19 protein-coding genes are annotated in these 20,845 nt (G+C 65.9%); 14 read left to right on the top strand and 5 right to left on the bottom strand.

Annotated features, from left to right (window positions below):
• The first annotated feature begins 2 nt into the window (after positions 1-2).
• The 12 genes from bamA (at position 3) to M622_RS38125 (ending at position 11,631) form a co-directional block, all read left to right on the top strand.
• Entirely contained in the window at positions 3-2,351 is a 2,349-nt protein-coding gene (gene bamA / locus M622_RS38180; RefSeq protein ID WP_021251008.1) for an outer membrane protein assembly factor BamA, read from the top strand.
• A 35-nt stretch (positions 2,352-2,386) separates the two neighbouring features.
• Entirely contained in the window at positions 2,387-2,887 is a 501-nt protein-coding gene (locus M622_RS38175; RefSeq protein WP_031347588.1) for an OmpH/Skp family outer membrane protein, read from the top strand.
• Positions 2,888-2,899: 12 nt separating this feature from the next.
• Positions 2,900-3,952: a UDP-3-O-(3-hydroxymyristoyl)glucosamine N-acyltransferase gene (gene lpxD / locus M622_RS38170; protein ID WP_021251006.1), complete on the top strand. Its 1,053-nt coding sequence runs from the start codon at positions 2,900-2,902 to the stop codon at positions 3,950-3,952.
• 8 nt (positions 3,953-3,960) lie between these two features.
• A complete protein-coding gene (fabZ, locus tag M622_RS38165) occupies positions 3,961-4,395 on the top strand; it encodes a 3-hydroxyacyl-ACP dehydratase FabZ (RefSeq protein ID WP_021251005.1) in 435 nt (144 codons plus the stop codon).
• Positions 4,392-5,162: an acyl-ACP--UDP-N-acetylglucosamine O-acyltransferase gene (gene lpxA / locus M622_RS38160; RefSeq protein ID WP_021251004.1), complete on the top strand. Its 771-nt coding sequence runs from the start codon at positions 4,392-4,394 to the stop codon at positions 5,160-5,162. The genes fabZ and lpxA overlap by 4 nt, the downstream gene beginning before the upstream one ends.
• A 15-nt stretch (positions 5,163-5,177) precedes the next feature.
• Positions 5,178-6,329: a lipid-A-disaccharide synthase gene (gene lpxB, locus M622_RS38155; RefSeq protein WP_021251003.1), complete on the top strand. Its 1,152-nt coding sequence runs from the start codon at positions 5,178-5,180 to the stop codon at positions 6,327-6,329.
• The gene (gene rnhB, locus M622_RS38150; protein ID WP_021251002.1) at positions 6,326-6,949 is read left to right on the top strand and encodes a ribonuclease HII; all 624 of its coding nucleotides are present in this window, start codon (positions 6,326-6,328) and stop codon (positions 6,947-6,949) included. Before lpxB ends, rnhB begins: the two co-directional genes overlap by 4 nt.
• Positions 6,946-7,755 (top strand): TrmH family RNA methyltransferase, encoded by an 810-nt coding sequence (locus M622_RS38145; RefSeq protein WP_021251001.1) that lies wholly within the window; start codon positions 6,946-6,948, stop codon positions 7,753-7,755. Before rnhB ends, M622_RS38145 begins: the two co-directional genes overlap by 4 nt.
• 219 nt (positions 7,756-7,974) lie before the next feature.
• Entirely contained in the window at positions 7,975-8,478 is a 504-nt protein-coding gene (locus tag M622_RS38140; protein WP_021251000.1) for a hypothetical protein, read from the top strand.
• A 130-nt stretch (positions 8,479-8,608) separates the two neighbouring features.
• Entirely contained in the window at positions 8,609-9,400 is a 792-nt protein-coding gene (gene yaaA, locus M622_RS38135) for a peroxide stress protein YaaA (RefSeq protein ID WP_021250999.1), read from the top strand.
• Between the two features lie 5 nt (positions 9,401-9,405).
• A complete protein-coding gene (locus M622_RS38130; protein ID WP_021250998.1) occupies positions 9,406-10,560 on the top strand; it encodes a M14 family metallopeptidase in 1,155 nt (384 codons plus the stop codon).
• 60 nt (positions 10,561-10,620) lie between these two features.
• Positions 10,621-11,631, top strand: coding sequence for a mechanosensitive ion channel family protein (locus M622_RS38125; RefSeq protein WP_021250997.1), 1,011 nt, complete (start codon positions 10,621-10,623; stop codon positions 11,629-11,631).
• A gap of 74 nt (positions 11,632-11,705) precedes the next feature.
• Here the strand turns inward: M622_RS38125 and hpnE are convergent, their stop codons facing one another.
• The 5 genes from hpnE to M622_RS38100 form a co-directional block, all read right to left on the bottom strand.
• Positions 11,706-13,034: a hydroxysqualene dehydroxylase HpnE gene (gene hpnE, locus M622_RS38120; RefSeq protein ID WP_021250996.1), complete on the bottom strand. Its 1,329-nt coding sequence runs from the start codon at positions 13,032-13,034 to the stop codon at positions 11,706-11,708.
• Positions 13,035-13,038: 4 nt separating this feature from the next.
• Positions 13,039-13,872, bottom strand: a complete 834-nt coding sequence (gene hpnD / locus M622_RS38115; protein ID WP_021250995.1) for a presqualene diphosphate synthase HpnD — start codon at positions 13,870-13,872, stop codon at positions 13,039-13,041.
• On the bottom strand, positions 13,869-14,702 hold the full coding sequence (gene hpnC, locus M622_RS38110; RefSeq protein ID WP_031347583.1) for a squalene synthase HpnC: 834 nt from the start codon (positions 14,700-14,702) through the stop codon (positions 13,869-13,871). The genes hpnD and hpnC overlap by 4 nt, the downstream gene beginning before the upstream one ends.
• 108 nt (positions 14,703-14,810) lie before the next feature.
• On the bottom strand, positions 14,811-15,674 hold the full coding sequence (locus tag M622_RS38105; protein WP_021250993.1) for a universal stress protein: 864 nt from the start codon (positions 15,672-15,674) through the stop codon (positions 14,811-14,813).
• A 13-nt stretch (positions 15,675-15,687) separates the two neighbouring features.
• Complete coding sequence (locus M622_RS38100) at positions 15,688-17,166, bottom strand: SulP family inorganic anion transporter (RefSeq protein ID WP_021250992.1); 1,479 nt, start codon at positions 17,164-17,166, stop codon at positions 15,688-15,690.
• Positions 17,167-17,569: 403 nt separating this feature from the next.
• Between M622_RS38100 and M622_RS38095 the strand changes: the two genes are divergently transcribed.
• Positions 17,570-18,247 (top strand): ABC transporter ATP-binding protein, encoded by a 678-nt coding sequence (locus M622_RS38095; RefSeq protein WP_031347582.1) that lies wholly within the window; start codon positions 17,570-17,572, stop codon positions 18,245-18,247.
• Entirely contained in the window at positions 18,244-20,832 is a 2,589-nt protein-coding gene (locus M622_RS38090) for an ABC transporter permease (RefSeq protein ID WP_021250990.1), read from the top strand. The genes M622_RS38095 and M622_RS38090 overlap by 4 nt, the downstream gene beginning before the upstream one ends.
• Positions 20,833-20,845: the final 13 nt, after the last annotated feature.

Genomic DNA, 20,845 nt, shown 5'->3' with positions numbered 1-20,845 from the left:
GCATGAATCGCAAGCTCCTGCCCGGGCTCCTCATGGCCCTTTTTGCCGCTGCGCCGGCTTTCGCATTCGACTCTTTCGTGGTCAAGGATATCCGGGTCGAGGGCATCCAGCGTACGGAGGCGGGCACGGTGTTCAACTACCTGCCCGTACGTGTCGGCGAGCGTTTCGACGAAACCCAGGCCGCCGATGCCATTCGCGCCCTGTTTGCCACAGGTTTCTTCAGCGACGTCCGCATCGAGACCGAAGGTGAGGTGATCGTCGTCGTTGTCGACGAACGCCCTGCAATCGCTCAGATCGACTTCGTCGGCGTGAAGGAGTTCGACAAGGACGCACTCAAGAAGGGTCTGCGCGAGGTCGGTCTGGCCGAGTCGCGCATCTTCGATCGCGCGCTGCTCGAGCGTGCGGAGCAGGAGCTCAAGCGCCAGTATCTGTCGCGCGGCAAGTATGCGGCCCAGGTCACGACCACGGTGACGCCGCTCGAGCGCAATCGCGTGGGCATCAACTTCAGCGTGCAGGAGGGCGAGGTCGCCAAGATTCGCCAGATCAGCATCATCGGCGCGAAGGCCTTCGACGCGGACGACCTCATCGACCAGATGCAGTTGACCACGCCGGGCTGGCTCACCTGGTACACCAAGAACGATCAGTATTCGCGGCAGAAGCTCGCTGCCGACCTCGAGACCCTGCGCTCGTACTATCTCAATCAGGGCTATCTCGACTTCAACATCGACTCCACCCAGGTTTCGATCACGCCCGACAAGCAGGACATCTACATCACGGTGAACGTCACCGAAGGTGAGCAATACACCGTCACCGGCGTGCGCTACACCGGTGATCTGATCATTCCCGAGGCCGAATATCTCGCGCTCACCACGCTGCGCCCGGGCGATACGTTCTCGCGCGAGCGGCTCACCGAAACCACCAAGGCGGTCACCGATCGGCTCGGCAACGAAGGCTATGCCTTTGCCAACGTCAACGCCGCGCCCGAGGTGAACAAGGAAAAACGCGAGGTCGCGTTCACCGTGTTTGTCGATCCGGGCCGCCGGGTATACGTGCGTCGCATCAACGTGGGCGGCAACACCAAGTCGCGCGACGAAGTGATCCGACGCGAAATGCGCCAGCTCGAAGGCGGCTGGTATGACGCGGCGGCCATCAACCGCTCGAAGACGCGCATCGACCGGCTTGGCTTCTTCGATGAGGTGAACGTCGAGACGCCGGCTGTACCTGGCTCAACCGACCAGGTCGACGTCAACTTCACGGTCAAGGAACGCCCGACCGGAAACCTGATGCTGGGCGCGGGCTTCTCCAGCTCGGAGAGCATTGTGCTGTCGGCGTCGATTGCACAGCAGAACCTGTTTGGCAGCGGCAATTCACTGAGCCTGGGCCTGAATACAAGCAAATCCAGCCGTACCCTGGCGCTGTCCTTCACCAACCCTTACTACACCGTCGATGGCGTCAGCCTGGGCTGGGATCTGTATCACCGCACCTACGACCCGACCGACTTCAACACCGTATCGCCTTACAAGACCGTGTCCACCGGCGCCGGACTGCGCCTGGGCTGGCCGATCGCGGAAGATGACCAGATCAACTTCGGCCTGACTGCCGATCAGACCAAGATCACCACTTACGTCGACAGCCCCCGGCTCTATCAGGACTTCTGCAAGGACTTCGGTTGCAGCGGCCCGCAGGCAGCGGCGGGTATCGGCGAAGTCAGTGTCAGCAGTCTGCTGCTGACCGTAGGCTGGTCGCGCGACAGTCGTGACAGCTTCATCTACCCGCGCAAGGGCGTTTATCAGCGCGTCTATGGCGAGGTCACCGTGCCTGCCGGCGATCTGCGTTATGGCAAGCTCGGCTACCAGTATCAGCACTGGTTCCCCATCGGACGCGACTACGCCCTCATGCTCAATGCCGATGTCGGCTACGCCAAGGGCTTCGGTGGCAAGGAAGTGCCGTTCTACAAGAACTACTATGTGGGCGGCATCGGCTCGGTGCGTGGCTTCGACCAAGGCACGCTGGGACCGAAGTTCACCGACACCGATGGCGACATCACCTCGACCGGTGGCACACGCAAGCTGGTCACCAACGCCGAGTTCTTCTTCCCGATGCCGGGTGCGGGCAGCGATCGTTCGTTCCGCATTTCCGCCTTCTTCGATGCGGGCTATGTGTGGGGCGAAGACCCCGCCACGGGCGACAAGCAGAAGATTGGACTCGACGACCTGCGCTACAGTACCGGTCTGTCATTCGCCTGGAGCTCGCCGATCGGACCGCTGAAGTTCAGCTTCGGGCACCCGCTCAAGAAAGAGAGCGACGACGAGATCCAGCGATTCCAGTTTCAGCTCGGCAGCGTATTCTGAGCGCTGTACAAAACAAGATTCATCCGGAGGCATAAGTGAAAGTTAGTACCCTCTCCCTGCTGGCAGTGGCGCTGATAGGTATTTCCCAGGCGGCGGTCGCCGATACCAAGATCGGCTTCGTGAACTCCGATCGTGTCATGCGTGAGGCCGCACCTGCGGTGCGTGCGCAGCAACGCCTGGAGAAGGAGTTCGAGAAGCGCGATGAAGAGCTCCAGCGCATGGCCAAGGATCTCAAGGCCATGCAGGAGAATCTCGAGCGCGACGGCGCGACGATGACCGAGAGCGATCGTCGCAACAAGGAGCGTGCGGTCAACGACATCAACCGCGACTTCCAGCGCAAGCAGCGCGAATTCCGCGAAGACCTCAACCAGCGCCGCAACGAAGAGCTGGCGTCGGTGCTCGACAAGGCCAATCGTTCGGTCAAGGACATCGCCGAGAAAGAGAACTACGACATCATCTTCCAGGAAGCGGTGTTCGCCAATCCGCGCATCGACATCACTGACAAGGTCATCAAGGCCCTGTCCGACGCCAAGTAAACCGGCTGCGGCATGTTCCGACTCGACGAACTGGTCGCGCGCCTCGGAGGTGAAGTGTGTGGCGACGCCAGCGTCGAGGTGCGCAGGGTCGCGACCCTGGATCAGGCCGAGAGCGGTGATCTGGCCTTCGTCGCCAATCGCAGGTATTTTTCGCGTTTGCACAGCAGCGCCGCATCTGCGGTGATTGTCGGGCTGGATGCGCGGGCGCTGCTCGATGGGCGCTCAGGCATCCTCACTGCCGACCCCTATCTGTATTTTGCCCGCGTGGCGCAGCTCTTCAATCCGCCGCCCGCCGTGCGTCCCGGCGTCCATCTGCTGGCGGTGGTGAGCTGTTCGCTGCCGTCCACGGTGGAAGTCGGAGCGGGGGCGTCGATCGACGAAGGTGCAGAGATTGGCGAGGACGTCATCATCGGCCCCGGCAGCCACATCGGCCGCGGCACCCGCATCGGTCGCGGCACGCGGCTCGCAGCCAACGTGACGATTCAGCATGACTGCGTGGTGGGCGAGAACTGCATCATCCATTCGGGTGCGGTGATTGGCGCGGATGGCTTTGGCTTCGCGCGCGAGAAGGATGGTCGGTGGGTGAAGATTCCGCAGGTGGGGCGGGTCGTGATCGGCAACGAGGTCGAGATCGGCGCCAACACCACGATCGACCGTGGCGCACTTGACGACACCGTGATCGGCAATGGCTGCAAGCTCGACAACCAGGTACAGATCGCCCACAACGTGCGCATCGGGGAGAACACCGCCATTGCCGGCTGTGTCGGCATCGCCGGCAGCACCACGATTGGAGCGCGCTGCATGATAGGCGGGCAGGCGGGCATCATCGGCCACCTGCTGATCTGTGACGACGTTGTTGTCTCTGCCGGCACGCTGGTGAGCAAATCACTCACCAGGCCCGGTGTGTACACCGCCAACCTGCCGCTCCAGCCGCACGCTGACTGGGTGCGCAACTTCGCCCATCTGCGTCACCTCGACACACTGGTCGTGCGTGTTCGTGCGCTCGAAAGCGAACTCGAAAACCAAAACCACAAGGGCGGTCCTGACGACCGCAAGCTGGGCTGAACCCAATGATGAACATCAACGAGATCCGCGACTACCTGCCGCATCGCTATCCCTTCCTGCTCATCGACCGTGTGCTCGAGATGGAAGAGGGCAAGCGCATCCTGGCGCTCAAGAACGTGACCATCAATGAGCCATTCTTCCCCGGGCACTTCCCGCATCACCCGGTGATGCCGGGCGTGCTCATCGTTGAGGCCATGGCACAGGCGGCTGCAGTGCTGTCGTTCAAGAGCATGGGCGTGAAGCCCGACGAGAGCTCGGTGGTGTACTTCGCCGGCATCGACAAGGTGCGCTTCAAGCGCCCGGTGGTGCCGGGCGACCAGCTCATCTTCGAGGTGGAGATCACGCAGAGCAAGCGCAATATCTACAAGTACAAGGGGGTCGCCCGCGTTGACGGTCAGGTGGCGACCGAAGCCGAACTGATGTGCGCGCTCAAGACCCTATGATTCATCCGACCGCCATCGTCCATCCGGGCGCCCGGCTCGGAGAAAAGGTCACGATCGGAGCCTATTCGATCATCGGCGAGCACGTAGACATCGGAGCCGGAACGCAGATCGGCCCCCATGTCGTGATCGAGGGCCACACCCGCATTGGTGTCGACAACGAGATCTTCCAGTTCTGCTCGATCGGTGCCAAGCCGCAGGACAAGAAGTACGAGTCCGAACCCACGCGGCTGGAGATCGGTGACCGCAACACGATCCGTGAATTCTGCTCGTTCAATCTTGGCACCAGCCAGGACGTGGGCGTCACCCGCGTCGGCGACGACAACTGGATCATGGCCTACGTACACGTGGCGCACGACTGCCAGGTGGGCAACCACACCATCTTCGCCAATAACGCTACCCTCGCCGGGCATGTCCATGTCGGCGACTGGGCCATCCTCGGTGGCTTTACCGGCGTGCATCAGTTCTGTCGGGTCGGCGCGCACAGCTTCTGCGGCGTGGGCACCGTGCTGCTGCAGGATCTGCCGCCCTTCGTCACCGTCGCCGGCAATCCGGCCAAGCCGCATGGCATCAACAGCGAAGGTCTCAAGCGGCGTGGCTACAGCGCCGCCGGGATCGCCGCCATCAAGCGTGCCTATCGCGCGCTTTACCGCTCCGGCCTGAGCCTGGACGAGGCGCGCCAGCGCGTCGCCGAGATCGCCACGCAAGAGAGCGAGGTTGCGCTCCTGTCCGATTTCATCGCCCGATCCGGCCGCGGCATCATCCGCTGAGGGCTGGCCGAAGTCATGACCGTCCGTATCGCGATGGTCGCCGGGGAGACCTCGGGCGACCTGCTTGCCAGCCACCTCATCCGCGCCCTTCGTCAACGCATCCCCGACGCCGAGTTCTTCGGTATCGGCGGGCCCAAGATGCAGGCCGAGGGCTTCGATGCGCGCTGGTCGAGCGAACTGCTGGCGGTGCATGGCTATGTCGATGCGCTCAAGCGTTATCGCGAGCTCTCGGGCATTCGCCGCAGCCTGCTCGCGCAGATCCGCAAGGAGCGCCCGGCGGCCTTCATCGGCGTCGACGCACCCGACTTCAATCTGTGGCTGGAAGGCAAGACCAAGGACGCGGGCATTCCCGCGATCCACTTCGTCAGCCCCTCGATCTGGGCCTGGCGCGGCGGACGCATCAAGCGCATTGCACGCTCGGTCAGCCACATGCTGTGTCTGTTTCCGTTCGAGCCCGAGCTCTACGAACGTGCAGGGGTGGCGGTGAGCTATGTCGGCCATCCACTGGCCGACGTGTTTCCCCTGCATCCAGACCGCGAGGGCACGCGCGCGCGACTGGGGATAGGGCTGGAGCGCCGCGTGGTCGCGATGCTGCCCGGGAGCCGTCAGTCAGAGGTGCGCAACCTCGCCGACAACTACATTGATACCGCCCAGTGCATGCTCGCGCGCGACCCGGCGCTCATTTTCCTGGTGCCACTGGCAACGCGCGAAACGCGTACGATCTTCGAGCACGCCCTGCGCCGCAAGCAGGCCACCGAACTGCCCATTCGCATGTTGTTCGGACACTCGGTGGAAGCGATGACCGCCGCCGATGTGGTGCTGGTGGCGAGCGGCACCGCCAGCCTCGAGGCCGCCTTGCTCAAGCGCCCGATGGTGATCACCTATCGCATCGGCGCGTGGCAGTATCGTTTGATGAAGCACATGGCTTACCTGCCCTGGGTGGGCCTGCCGAACATCCTGTGCGAGGAGAGCTTGGTGCCCGAGCTGCTGCAGGACGAAGCCACTCCGGACAAGCTGGCACTCGCACTCGAAGCCTGGCTCAACGAGCCCGAGCGCTGTGCTGCACTCGAGTGTCGCTTCACCGAGCTGCACCTGACGCTGCGCCAGAACACCGCACACAAGGCGGCCGAGGCCATCCTGCCTTACCTGAGTGGTGCAGCGCCGTGAACGCCGATCTGTTCATGCCCGCCGCTGCCGGTAGCGGTCTGGTGCTGGTGTGCGGAGTGGATGAAGCCGGGCGCGGTCCGCTGTGTGGCCCGGTGGTCGCGGCGGCGGTCATTCTCGACCCGGCACGCCCGATCGAAGGCCTCAACGACTCCAAGAAACTCAGCGAACGCGCCCGCGAGCGCCTGGCGCCGCTGATTCGCGAACGCGCGCTGGCGTGGGCGATTGCCGAGGCGAGCGTGGAGGAGATCGACCGTCTCAACATCCTGCACGCCACCATGCTCGCCATGCAACGCGCGGTGCTCGGCCTGGGACAGGCGCCGACTCAAGTCCTGATCGACGGCAACCGCTGCCCCACGTTGCCTTATCCCACCCTTGCCATCGTCAAGGGCGACGCCACCCAGCCCGCCATCTCGGCAGCCTCCATCCTGGCCAAGACAGCGCGCGACGAATCCATGCGTGTCCTCGATGCACTGTGGCCGCAATATGGGCTCGCCGCGCACAAGGGCTACCCCACCGTCGCTCACCTGCAAGCCTTGCACGAACATGGCGTGGCCGATTTTTACCGTCGCAGCTTCGCACCGGTGCGGCGACTGCTCGAGAATGCCCCGCAGTCACGATGAAGGCCATCAGCTCGCGTGACAACCCTATGGTGAAGCGCCTGCATGCGCTTGCCAACTCGGCACGCGAGCGGCGCAAGCTCGGCGAGACCTTGCTCGATGGCGCACATCTGCTCGACGCCGCGCTGCAGCAGCAGTGGCCGCTGAAGGCAATCGTCGTCTCCGACAGCGGCTGTGCGCAGTTGGAAATCGAAGACCTGCTCGCGCGCTGTGCCCACGATATTCCGCGCTACCAGTTGCCCGATGCGCTCTTTGCCCATATCAGCCCGGTGGACAGCCCCTCGGGCGTGATCGCAATCATCGATCTTCTGCCCGAGCCGGACCCCGCGCGTCTGGCCGATAGCGCAGCCTTGTCCGCGCACAGCCTTGTGGTGCTCGATGGGGTGCAAGACCCCGGCAACCTCGGCACCATCCTGCGCACCGCAGCCGCGGCCGGGGTGCGCGACGTACTGCTCACCCCTGGCTGTTCCGGTGCCTGGTCGCCCCGTGCGCTGCGCGCGGGCATGGGGGCACATTTTGGTCTGCGCATCCACGAGCGCGTTGATGCCGTGGATGTGCTCGGCGCTTTCCGCGGTGCCATCCTTGCGACGGCACTCGGCGAGGGCGCGCGCAGCCTCTACGAGCTCGAGCTCGATGCGCCGGTGGCCTGGCTGTTCGGTGCCGAAGGGCAGGGCGTATCACCTGCCTTGCTCGCCTGCGCCTCGCAGCGCGTCATCATTCCGATGGCGGGCGACGTCGAATCGCTCAACGTCGCGGCTGCAGTGGCGGTATGCCTGTTCGAGCAGGCACGGCAGAGGCGCCGGCGATAACTGCGTCACGACTGCCGTGCGCAAGCCATTGACATGAATCTGGCTGAAAAACGACTCTAGTGCTGGATTCTGACCCGGGCCGCTGAGGCCGGCCCCTGTGCTGCACGCTTGACTGTGGCATAAGTGACGCACACAATCCGGGCCGCTGCAGGCACCGTAAGCAGCCCGCACGACGCAGACAAAGACGGCACCACGCCGCATGCGCAAAGGAGACGATAGATGACGGTGTACACCAAGACCGCACGCGGCCTGGACGAAATTGCCCACCGTAGCAATGCCATTGGCCTGCGGGCGAGACGGGTGCTGATCCTGATCGATGGTGCGCGTACCCTGGACGCGCTGCAGGCCTTGTCCGGCGATGCCGAGCTGGCTGCGACCCTGGCGCAGCTGGAGGAGGGTGGCTTCATCAGCGCACAGGCCGCGCCTGCGCCCACCGTCGACGTCGAGCTGCGAACGCCGCCGGCGCCGGCGCCGGCAAAAGCATCGGCCACGCCCGCCCACGCCGCCCCGGGGATGCAGATGGCGCGTGATTTCATGATCAACACCTTGCGCACCTTCCATGGCCCTTACAACAAGCTCGGCCTCATGAAGCGCATTCAGGACTCGCAGGAACGCCCTGATATCGAAGCCCTGATCGAAGAGTGGCTGAGCTCGATCAGCGAGACTCGTCTCGGGCGCAATCGCGCCCAGGAGCTGAAGGAGCGCTTGCTCGCGGTGATGTAGCGTGCGCACGCCCTCGCGACCGTGCCCGTGGTGAGTTTGCTAACATCAGGCTGCCTTGCTTGCTGCGCGCCCCTCAGCGCGTGCCGGCTGCCGCCCCCCACAGCCCCTCACTTGCCTTGCACAGTCGCCCATGATCATCGTCATCTCCCCCGCCAAGGCGCTCGACTACGACACGCCGCCGAACACGGCGCAGTTCACCCAGCCCGCCTTCCTCGATCACGCCGCCGAACTCATCGACATCCTGCGCCAGCGCTCGCCGGCACAGGTCGCTGCGCTGATGTCCCTGTCCGACCCGCTCGCCAGTCTCAATGTGGCGCGCTATGAGCAATGGTCACCCCCCTTCACGCCGGACAACGCCAAGCAAGCCGTGCTCGCCTTCAATGGCGACGTATATGCGGGGCTGGACGCCCCCAGCCTGCAGCCCGATGAGCTCGCCTGGGCGCAGGACCACCTGCGCATCCTGTCCGGCCTCTACGGTGTGTTGCGCCCGCTCGACCTGATGCAGGCCTACCGCCTGGAGATGGGCACGCGACTGGACAATGCCCGTGGCAAGAATCTCTACGCCTTCTGGGGCGAGCGCATCACCGACGAGTTGAACCGCCTGCTCACCGCCGAGGCCGAGGCCGATGCCGGTCGCGAGCCCATCCTGTTCAATCTGGCCTCGGAGGAGTACTTCAAGGCGGTCAAGCCCGCCAAACTCAAGGGCAGGCTGCTCAGCGCCGCGTTCGAAGAGTGGAAGGGCGGGCGCTACAAGATCATCAGCTTCTACGCCAAGCGCGCGCGTGGCCTGATGAGCCGCTACGTCATCCAGAACCGAATCGACGACATCGAAGGCCTGAAGGGCTTCGCAGCCGAAGGCTACGCCTTTGCCGCCGAGGCTTCGGAGCCCGATCGCCTGGTGTTTCGCCGCCGCGAGGCCTGAGTTCGATGCGAATCAGTTCTGCTTTTGACGCGGGCGCCATCGAGGTGCTCGAGCTCGATGGTCCGCAAAACATCCGCCTGCGCCTGCGCGCCGACAACGCGGCGGATATTCGCCAGTGGTTCCATTTCCGCCTGCTGGATGCGGCGCACAAGCCGGTTCGCATGGTGTTCGAGAACGCCGCCCAGGCCGCTTACCCGGATGGCTGGCCGGGCTACCGCTGCGTCGCATCGTATGACCGCCAGCATTGGTTTCGTGTCGCCACCACAGGCTACGAAGGCGGGCAACTGATCGTTGAGCACACGCCCGAACGCAACAGCGTCTACTACGCCTATTTCGAGCCCTATTCGCACGAGCGCCACCTCGATCTGCTCGCGCGTGCCGAAGCGTCGTCCTTCGCCGACGTGCGCAACCTCGGCGCCACCGTCGATGGCCGCGACCTCGACGTCGTCGTCGTTGGCGAGCCGGCGCCGACCCGCAAACCGATCTGGATCATCGCCCGCCAGCACCCCGGTGAGACCATGGCCGAGTGGTTCGTCGAAGGTCTGCTCGAGCGCCTGCTCGATGGCGCCGACGCGGTCGCGCGCAAGGTGCGCGAGCAGGCAGTGCTCTACATCGTGCCCAACATGAACCCGGATGGCGCCGCGCGCGGCAACCTGCGCACCAATGCCGCCGGACGCAACCTCAATCGCGAATGGCGTGCGCCCGAGCTGAGCGCCAGCCCGGAAGTCTTCCTCGTGCGCGAGGCCATGCAGGAGACCGGCTGCGAGCTGTTTGTCGACATTCACGGCGACGAGGCCCTGTCTTATGTGTTTTTCTCCACCGCCGAAGAAGTGCCCGGCTTTACCGCCCGCGCGGCGCGGCAGCAGGCCCGCTTCATCGACAGCGTTCGTCAGGTAGCGCCCGACTTCCAGACCGCGAAGGGCTACATGCCGGGGCGCTTTGGCGAGGAACTACTGACGCTCGCCAGCAAGTGGGTCGCCAATCATTTCTCCTGCGTGTCACTGACCCTGGAGATGCCGTTCAAGGACAACGCCAACCTGCCAGATGAGGCGGTGGGCTGGAACGGCGCGCGCAGCAAGCGCCTGGGCGCAGCGATGCTCGATCCCATCCTGCACCATCTGAGCGACTCAAGCGATCCCGGCTCAAGTCGCCCGGACTGAAACCGCCCGGCCGATCAAGCCGCTGGCAGCCGCAGCACGCAGCGTCTAGAATGGCTCGCTATGGCCGTGCCTGCATTCGACTTCGACCTCGTCGTTCAGCGCCTGCTGAGCGAGGCCTACGGACTGATCGCGGCCTTGCCCCTGCTGGCGCTGGCACTGGTGGCGGTGTGGGTGTGCTGGATGCTCGGTGGCTGGTTTTCGCGGCGCACGTTCCTGGACCGCGTGTCGCAGCGCAACCCCTTCATGGGCGACCTGGCGCGCACCACCGTGCGGTGGGGGGTGACGCTGCTGGGCGTGCTCGTGGCGCTGGAGATCTTGAACGCCACAGCGCTCGTCGGCGCGATGCTCGGCACCGCTGGCGTGCTGGGCGTAGCGATCGGCTTTGCGTTCAAGGACACGCTCGAGAACTATCTCGCGGGCATCCTCATGAGCTTGCGCCAACCCTTCTCGCCGCACGATCACGTCGTGATCGACGGCAACGAGGGCGTCGTGGTCTCGATGACCTCGCGCGCCACGATCCTGATGACGCTCGACGGCAACCACTTGCGCTTGCCCAACGCGCTGGTGTTCCGCAGCGTCACGCTCAACTACACGCGCAATCCGAGCCGGCGTTTCGAGTTCGACGTGGGCATCGGGGTCGGCGAAGACCTGGTGACGGCACAGCACATCGGCACGACAGAACTGTCACGCCTGCCGGGAGTGATGCAGACGCCGCCGCCGCGCGCCTACATCGCCGCGTTGGGTGATTCGAACGTGCATGTGCGGTTTCTCGGCTGGGTCGACCAGCGCTCGCACGATTTCCTGATGGTCCGCAGCGAAGCCATCCGCACCGTCAAGCTCGCGCTCGAAGCGGCCGACATGGACATGCCGGAACCGATCTATCGGGTGCAGTTGAGCGAGCGCGCCGAGCTGGCAGCCGCGCCGCCGGCACCGCCGCGGCCTCCGCGTGCGCCGTCGACCACGGCCCCGGTCGACACCCGCGTCATCGACGACCTGACACGGCAAATCGCTGCCGAACCGAAGTCGCGCAGCGCGCCCGACCTGCTGGACCCGAGCGCGCCGAAGGAGTAGTGGGCGTCTCCGTGCATGCCGCCGCGTTTGACGCTTCGATGTCATCAGTCCCGCGATACGATGCAATTGCCGGGTTAATGATTGCCCCATCCGAGCTCCGCCAGGATGGCGGCGGCGCACGCGGTGCCTGAACGCACCGCGGATTCGAGCGTGGCGGGGTAGGGCGAATCGAGATAGTCGCCCGCCAGCCACAAGCCGCGCAGCGGCGTGCGCATGCCAGGACGCGAGATGTCGGGTCGGCAGGCGATGGTGGCGCGCTTTTCGACGATCACCTGTGACCACAGCGGTGCGGGCAGTTCTCGCCCCAGCTGCTGTTGCAGCTGGCGATGCACCGCCTGGATGAGCGCGTCGCGCGCCAGATCCTCGTGTGCACCGCGCGCGCTGATCACGCACGACATCAGCCCTTCCGGCCCCCCCAGCTGGCCACGATCGAAAGCCCACTGCGCCGGGGCCGTAGCGCTGCCGCCGACCAGTCCGATCATGGTCTCGGGCAGTCTCTGGCCCTTGCCCAGGGCCAGGTACACCGACACGATGGGCTCGTGGGGCAGGGCGTCGATGTGGGCTGCGAGTTGATCGCATTGACCGGTCGAGGCGAGTAGGGCGCCGGCGTGATAGGGCGCGGTGGCGATCACGACGTTCGGCCAGGGCTGGCTGCCGGGGTCGCCCTCGAGGCGAAAACCTCCGCCCGCGACGGGCTCGATCGCGTCGATGGCATTGCCGGTGCGCACCCGGCCGCGCCGGGTGGCGAGATAGCGTGCGGCGGGCACGGGGAAGAGCTCGGACAGATCGGTGCGCGGGATCAGCAGCTCGCTGTCCGTCGCCGAGGCTGCCAGGCTGTCGCGCAATACGTTGGCAAACACCTGCGCGGCGGCTTCATCGGCCGGTGTGTTGAGCGCGGCCACACACAGAGGCACCCACACCAGCTCGATCATGGCCGGCGTCTGGCGGGTGTGCTGCAGCATCGCCGTCACCGTCATCTCTGGCGGGGTGCGGAAGTCCTGCTTCCTCAGCCAGCGCATCAGGCGCAGCATGGCGAGGCGGTCGCCCCAGGACAGGCCGCGCGCGCGCAACAGGCCCACGGCGAGATGAAAGGGTGCCGGCAGCGCTGCGGCCTTCAAGTGCAGGCGGCCCGGCACGTGCAGGGTCAGGGGCAGGTGGGCGAGTTGTTTGGGCGAGCAGCCAGTGAGGCGCAGCAAGCGGGTCAGTTCGGTATAGGCGCCCAGCAAGATGTGCTGGCCGTTGTCGACCCGCCAATCGTGGTCCTTGTGCACCACCCGTGCGCGTCCGCCCATGGTGTGCGAGCGCTCGAACACGGTCACATGCACGCCGGCGCGGGCGAGCTCGACCGCGCACGCCATGCCGGCATAGCCCGCACCGATCACCGCAACGACGGGCACGGCCATGGTCTCAGCCCTTGAACCAGGTGCTGCCGGCGATCCACACCTTGCGCACCGGAGTGAGCGAGATGCGGCGGTCCAGCACCTGGAAACCATCGGCGGCGATCTCGCGCAACAGGGTGCGGTAGATGGCGGCCATCACCAGCCCGGGGCGCTGTGCCTTGCGATCGCCCGCGGGGAGCTGGGCGAGGGCCTGCTCGTAGAAGTGTTCGGCGCGCTCGGCCTGGAATGCCATCAGCTCACGGAAGGCGTCGGAGTAGCGCGCCTCGAGGATGTCCTTGGCCGGCACCCCGAAGCGCTGTAGGTCTTCGATGGGCAGATAGATGCGGCCGCGGCGGGCGTCTTCGCCGACGTCGCGAATGATGTTGGTGAGCTGCAGGGCCAGGCCCAGGTCGTGGGCGTACTTCAGCGTCTGTCGATGCTCGTGGCCGAAGATCTCCGCCGAGAGCAGGCCGACCACGCTGGCGACGCGATAGCAGTACAGCTGCAAGCCCTTGAAGTCGAGGTAGCGCGTCTGCGACAAGTCCATCGCCATGCCGTCGATGATCTCCAGCAACTGCTCCTGCGGCAGCTTGAAGCGCCTCAGCACGTCCTGCAGCGCAAACCCCACCGGATGCGTGGGCGTGCCGGTAAAGATGCGCTCGACCTCCTGTCGCCACCACTCGAGCTTGATCTGCGCCAGCGATACGTCGTGGCATTCGTCCACCACATCATCGACTTCGCGACAGAAGGCATATAGCGCAGTGATCGCCTGGCGCTGCTCGGGGGGCAGAAACATGAAGCTGTAGTAGAAGCTCGAGCCGCTCTTGGCAGCCCTGTCCTGGCAGTAGTCGTGCGGATTCATGCAATCTTCCGATAATTCAGGGCACGCCATCCCAGGCGCAGCCAGTCGTGTTTGCCCAGCACCGGGCGGTGGCGAAAGACGTCGTAGCTGGCGGCTTCGATGGCTTCGATGATGCGCAGCCCGCCGAGCACGATCAGGCGCAACTCCCAGCCAATGCGCCCCGGCAGGGCGCGCGCGAGCGGAGCGCCGTCGAGCATCATCGCGCGTGCACGCCCGAGTTGAAAGCTCATCAGTGCCCGCCAGCGCTCGTCACAGCGCCCGGCGGCGATGTCGTCCGCGCTCACGCCAAAGCGCGCCATGTCATCCTGCGGCAAATAGATGCGCTGCTTTTGCCAGTCTATCGCCACGTCCTGGCAGAAATTGATCAGCTGCAGGCTGGTGCAGATGGCGTCCGAGCGCCGCAGATTTTCCGGCGTCCCGGCGGTGTACAGGCACAGCAGCAGGCGCCCGACCGGGTCGGCCGAACGCCGGCAGTAGTCCTTCAGTTCGGCAAAATCACGATAACGCGTCTTGCCCACATCCTGCGCGAAGGCGTCGAGCAAGTCGCGCAAGCGCTGCACGGGCAACTTGTGCGCCCGGATCTCACGCCCCAGGCGCTCGAACATCGGCGCCAGGCTGGCATCGGCCACCGCCGCGCCGTGTGCGCAGGCCTCGAGCGCCTGACGATAGTCGTGCAGACGCGCCAGCCTTGCCTCCGGCGCCGCATCGCCTTCGTCGGCGACGTCGTCCGCACTGCGCGCAAAGACATAGATCGCCTCTACCGGCTCGCGCAGATGCGAGGGCAGCAGCAAGGACGCGACAGGGAAGTTCTCGTAATGGTCGACCGGCATGCCTGACACAAGAGGGAGAGAGCCGCGGGGGACACCCGCGCCTGCGGGCGGGCGGAGTATAGGGGCTCGTCCGTGCAAACGGGAAGGGCTGCGCCCCTTGCGCCCCGACTAGCGCAACAGCAGGGTCGGAATCGTCGCCGAGCGCAAAAGTTCGGCGGTCTTGCTGCCAAACAGCAGGCTGCGCAGGGCAGAGTGGCCGAACGCGCCCATGATCAACAGGTCGATCGCCTCGTCCTCGACGCTGCGCGCGATGGCGCTGTGCGCATTGGCCGCGGTGAGCACGGCGCTGACCTCGAAGCCGGCGTCCTTGAGGCGCGTGCTGGCCCAGTCGAGCTGCCTGGAGGCGTTGGCGTTGTCCTTGCCCGACATCAGCAGATGAATCGGCAAGCCGCGAAACAAGGGGCTGGTGGCGACCATGTGCACGCCGCGCCGGGTGACAGTGCCACCATCGAAGGCAATCATCACCCGTTGCGGTGTCTTGAAGCCTTCGGTGACGGTCAGGATGGGCTTGCGCAGCGCCCGCACCACGCGCTCGACGTTGCGTCCAAGGGCGCGCTGGCTGGCCTCGGCGGACTCGCCGCGGCGGGCGAGCACCAGCAGGCGAACGCCTTCTTCCTGCTCGGCCAGGGTCTGCTCCAGTTCGCCGTGGCGCAGACGCATGTCCACCTGCTTGACGCCGGCGGCGCTGGCGCGCTGGCGCAGGCGGTTGAGGAAGATGCGGCCCTGCTCGCGTGCCGCGCGGCTGTGGGCTTCATCTGCAGCGGACAGGCGATCGAGCAGATGCTCCCGGGCGTCGATGCCGATCGCACCGCTATGGTCCTGGCCCGTGCTGCGCTCGGGATGGCGCTCGATGACGTGGAGGAACTCCAGCGGCGCATCGAGGCGCTGCGCCGCCCACGCTGCATAATCAGCCACATGGTCGGCGAAACGGGACTGGTCCACACAGGCCAGCACCTTGTTGGTGTTCTTCATGGCGCTTCTCCTCTCAGTGGCCCGCCAGCATGTCCGCGGCGGCGTCCTTGTCGTGGACGGCGAACTTGTCCACCAGTGTGGCGCTGGCCTCGTCGATGCCGATCACCTCCACCGCCGTGGCTTCGCGGCGAAACTTGATCACCACCCGGTCCAGCGCACTGATGGCGGTGATGTCCCAGAAGTGAGCGCGGCTGACGTCGATGCGCACGGTGTCGATGACTTCCTTGTAGTCGAAGGCATTGATGAAGCGCTCCGCCGAGGCGAAGAACACCTGGCCAGTGATGGTGTAGGCGCGCGTGCGACCCTCGTCCTCGGTGCGCGAACTCACATGCAGCACCTGGCCCACCTTGTGCGCAAAGAAAAAGCCCGACAGCAACACCCCCACCAGCACGCCCCTGGCCAGATCGTGGGTGATCACCACCACCACCACCGTGGCCAGCATTACCACGCTGGAGCTGGCCGGATGGGTACGCAGGTTGCGGATCGAAGCCCAGCTGAAGGTGCCGATGGACACCATGATCATCACCGCCACCAGCGCGGCCATCGGGATGCGCGCCACCCAGTCGCCGAAGAACAGCATCAGCAGCAGCAGGAACACGCCCGCGGCCAGCGTCGACAGCCGCCCGCGGCCGCCCGATTTCACGTTGATCACCGATTGCCCGATCATCGCGCAACCGGCCATGCCGCCAAGAAAGCCGGAGGCGATGTTGGCGATGCCCTGGCCCACACATTCGCGGTTCTTGTTGCTGCTGGAGTCGATCAGCTCATCGACGATGGAGGCCGTCATCATGGATTCGAGCAAGCCCACCGCCGCCAGGGTGGCCGACACCGGGAAGATGATCGCCAGCGTCTCCAGGTTGAGCGGTACATCGGGCAGCAGGAAGATGGGCAGGCTGTCGGGCAGTTGGCCCATGTCGCCCACGCTGCGGATGTCGAGCTCAAGGAAGATGGCGACGGCGGTGAGCACCACGATGGCGACCAGCGGCGAGGGCACGGCCTTGGTGAGGTAGGGGAAGAGGTAGATGATGCCCAGCCCGGCGGCGGTCATCGCATACACCTGCCAGCCCACATTGGTGAGCTCGGGCAGCTGGGCCATGAAGATCAGGATCGCCAGCGCGTTGACGAAACCGGTGATGACCGAGCGCGACACGAAGCGCATCAGCCCACCCAGCCTGAGCCAGCCGGCGATGATCTGCAGCACGCCGGTGAGCAAGGTGGCGGCAAGCAGGTATTGCAGGCCGTGTTCCTTGACCAGCATCACCATCACCAGCGCCATCGCGCCGGTTGCGGCCGAGATCATGCCCGGGCGGCCGCCGGTGAAGGCGATGACGATGGCGATGCAAAATGAGGCATAGAGCCCGACCTTGGGATCGACCCCGGCGATGATCGAGAACGCGATCGCTTCGGGGATCAAGGCCAGCGCGACCACCAAGCCGGCGAGCAGATCGTTGCGGACATTGGACAGCCAGTCCTGGTGTAAGGCTTTGAGCATTCTTGGGTTCCGTTCTGGGGCTGGTCAGCGGGCGCAATCAGGGCGTGATCAGGACGCCATCGGGGGGCGTAAACCTGTCTTCCTGGCCAACGGAATATGCAAGGAACCCCCGCGTGATCCGGGGTCGGCAAGACACATTGAATCGGAGCTGAGGCCGCGTTCAAGCGCGGGCCGGCTTGAGCGCTGAAGCGCAGCGGCCAGTGAACTGCGGACAGAGGACTCGACGGATGGACACCCTGATTACGGTCTGAACCGTATTCAGCAGGCGCCTCTTTTAACCCGGCGGCAAAGGCGGTGTCAATCCGCGCCCTCTGGCCTCCGCCTCGCATCCGCGCGCAGGCGCATGCAACCAATCACGGCCAAGGGTGACAAAATGGACTGTCATTTCCTGCTGCTGCCGCCCATGCTCACTGCCCACGCCCTGCGCAAGACTCTGCCTGGCACGCCGCCACGCGTCCTGTTCGATACCCTTGAGTTGCAGGTGGGCGCCGGCGAGTGCGTGGCGATTGTCGGTGAGTCGGGCTCGGGCAAGTCGACCCTGCTGAACTGTCTGGCCGGACTGGAGCCGGTCGATGGTGGCCGTATCGAAGTGGGCGGCCAGCGCATCGAAGGCCTGGATGAGGATGCGATGGCGCGCTTGCGCCGCTCAGCCTATGGCTTCGTGTTCCAGGCATTCCACATCCTGCCGCACCTGTCACTGGTGCAAAACGTCGCGCTGCCGCTGTGGCTGCTCAGGACTGACGACAAGGAGGCCGAGGCGCGCGCGCGCACCATGTTGACGCGTGTGGGGCTCGGCACGCGCGCCGACGACCCGCCGCATGAGCTCTCCGGCGGGGAGATGCAGCGCGTGGCGATCGCGCGCGCACTGGTGCACCGTCCGCGCCTGGTGCTGGCCGATGAGCCCACCGGCAACCTCGACCCGGTGCGCGCAAGCGATGTGCTCGACCTGCTGCTGGAGCAGATCCGCGACAGCGAGGCCGCCGGGGTGCTGGTCACGCACTCGCGCGTGGCCGCAAGGCGCGCGGACCGCGTGCTTGAGCTTGGCGTGCAGGGGCTGGTGGACATCACGGAGCGCGCATGAGCGCCACGCTGCACCGGCTGTTTCTTGCCAGCCTGCTGCGTCGCCGCCTGGCAACGGCTTTGTCGCTATTCGCGATCGCGCTCGGGGTGGCGCTGGGCCTGGCAGTGCAGCTCATCCACAGCGCTGCCATCGATGAGTTCGGGCGCGGCATGCGCCTGATCGCTGGCGAAGCCGATCTGCAGCTGGTGGGGGCGCGCGATGGTTTTGACGAAGCCATCTACCCGGTGCTGGCCGCGCGCGCCGAAGTGGCCGAAGCCAGCCCGGTGCTGGTGATTCAGGCGCGCCTGCCGGGGCGCGAGGATGCGCTGGAGATCCACGGCGTGGACCTGTTTCGCCTTGCGCGCGTGCAGCCCATGCTGCTGCCGCGCGCGGCTGCGGCTGCAGACGCTGCGGACACACGTTTCGCGGCCCTGCAGCCGGACAACATCTTTCTCAGCGACGAAGCGCGCGCGCACTTGAGTGAGTCCCAGCAATTGGAAAGCGGCGAGTTTGCAGCACCCGCACTGCGTGGCGGCGAACTGGTGCTGCAGTCCGGCGTGCGCAGCTTTGCACTGCGGGTTGCGGGTGAAGTCCCTGCCGCCAGCGCCAGTCTGGCAGTGATGGATATCGCCGGCGCGCAGCAGCACTTCGATCGCATCGGCGTCCTGAGCCGCATCGACCTCAAGCTCGCCGCGGGGGTCAGTGCGCAGATGGCCCGTCAGTCGCTGGCGACGTTATTGCCACCTGGCCTCTCGCTACGCGTGCCCGAGGCTGCCGCCAGTGAGCTCAGCACGCTGTCACGCGCTTACCGGGTCAATCTCACCATGCTCGCCGCCATTGCGCTGCTCACCGGCGGCTTTCTGGTGTTCTCGACGCAACTGCTGTCGGTGGTGCGACGGCGGCGTGAGTTCGCCTTGCTGCGGGCGCTCGGCATGGAAAGGCGCCAACTGCTGCGCGGCCTGCTCGCCGAAGGCGCGGCGGTAGGGCTGGCGGGTGGGCTGTTGGGCGTGGCGCTGGGCCATGGGCTGGCAGCGGCGGCGTTCAAGTTCGTGGGGGGGGATCTCGGCGCAGGTTTTTTCCGCGGTACGCAGCCGCAGCTGCAGTTCGACGCCATGCTGGTGGTGGGCTATCTGCTGCTCGGTATCGCAGCGGGCGTGATCGGCACCTGGTTGCCGGCACGCGAGGCCTCGCGCGTCGCCCCGGCGCGGGCCTTGAAAGCGGGCGAGGGCGAGTACGCGGGCCTGCCCCAGGTGCGCGGCGGGTGGCGGCCCGGCGTGGGGTTGCTGGTGATTGCCGGACTGGCGTGCATCCTGCCGCCGCTCAATGACATTCCGATCGGCGGCTATGGCGCCGTTGCGCTCACGCTGGCGGCCGCGGTGCTGTTGCTGCCGACGATTGCGCGTGGGGTCTTGCCCGTGCTGCGCCGGGGCAGGGCGCTGAGCTGGCGTCTTGCCCACGCCCGCCTGTCCGCCACCCCCGGCCAGGCGGTGGTGGCCGGCGCCGGGGTGGTGGCCAGCGTGGCGCTGGCGGCGGCGATGGCGATCATGGTCAGCTCCTTTCGGGTCTCGGTCGATGACTGGCTGGCGCAGGTGTTGCCGGCGGATCTGTATGTGCGCGCTTCGGTGTCGTCCGGCAGTGGATATCTGGATGGCGACGCGCTCGCACGCATCGCCGCCGTGCCCGGAGTGGCCACGGTCGACACCACGCGCCAGGTCAATCTGCGCATTTCGGACGAAGAGCCATTGTTCACCGTTCTTGCACGCCCGGTACGCGGCAACTGGGGCTTGCCGCTGATTGCGGGAAGCAGCGAGCGTCCGGCCAGGGTCAACGCGGCCGACGCGGCAGGCGAAATCGACGCTGACTTGCCCCCGGCATGGATTTCCGAAGCAACCGCCGACCGTCGGCAGATCGGCGTTGGCGATCGCCTGACGCTGCCGCTGGGCGGGCAGCTGCGCCATTTCATCGTCGCCGGCATCTGGCGCGACTACGCCCGCCAGCACGGCGCGGCGCTCATCGAGAGCGCGGACTACGTCGCCCTTACCGGCGACCAGCGCATCAACGACGCGGCCATCAGCCTGGCGCCAGGTAGCGACGCCGCTACGGTGGCGGCTGCCCTGCGCGCCGACTTTGGCGCCGAGCACCTCAGCATCGCCTTGCCGGGCGAGATCCGCGCGCTCAGTCTGCAGATCTTCGACCGTACCTTCCTCATCACCTATCTGATGGAGGCGGTGACGGTGATGATCGGGCTGTTCGGCATCGCCACCACCTTTGCCGCGCTGGCGACCACGCGCGAGGGTGAATTCGGCATGCTGCGCCACCTTGGCTTCACCCGCGCCGACATCGGTCGCCTGATCGCGATCGAAGGTGCGCTCACGGCGAGCCTGGGCGTGATCGCCGGTCTGCTGGCCGGCGCGGCGATTGCCTGGATCCTGATCGAGATCGTCAACCGCCAGAGTTTTCACTGGAGCATGGATCTTGCCGTGCCCTGGGGCGCGCTGGCGCTGTTTGCCAGCAGCCTGATCGTGCTCGCGGCCCTGGTCGCTAGGCTGGCGGGGGCGCGGGCGATGCAGCGCTCGGCGGCGCTGGCGGTGAAGGCGGATTGGTGAGCTCGGATCAATG

Source organism: Thauera terpenica 58Eu (assembly GCF_000443165.1).
In the GTDB taxonomy this organism is placed as follows: domain Bacteria; phylum Pseudomonadota; class Gammaproteobacteria; order Burkholderiales; family Rhodocyclaceae; genus Thauera; species Thauera terpenica.
Note: the sequence above shows the minus strand (reverse complement) of the source record. Positions and strands in the feature narration are given on the sequence as shown.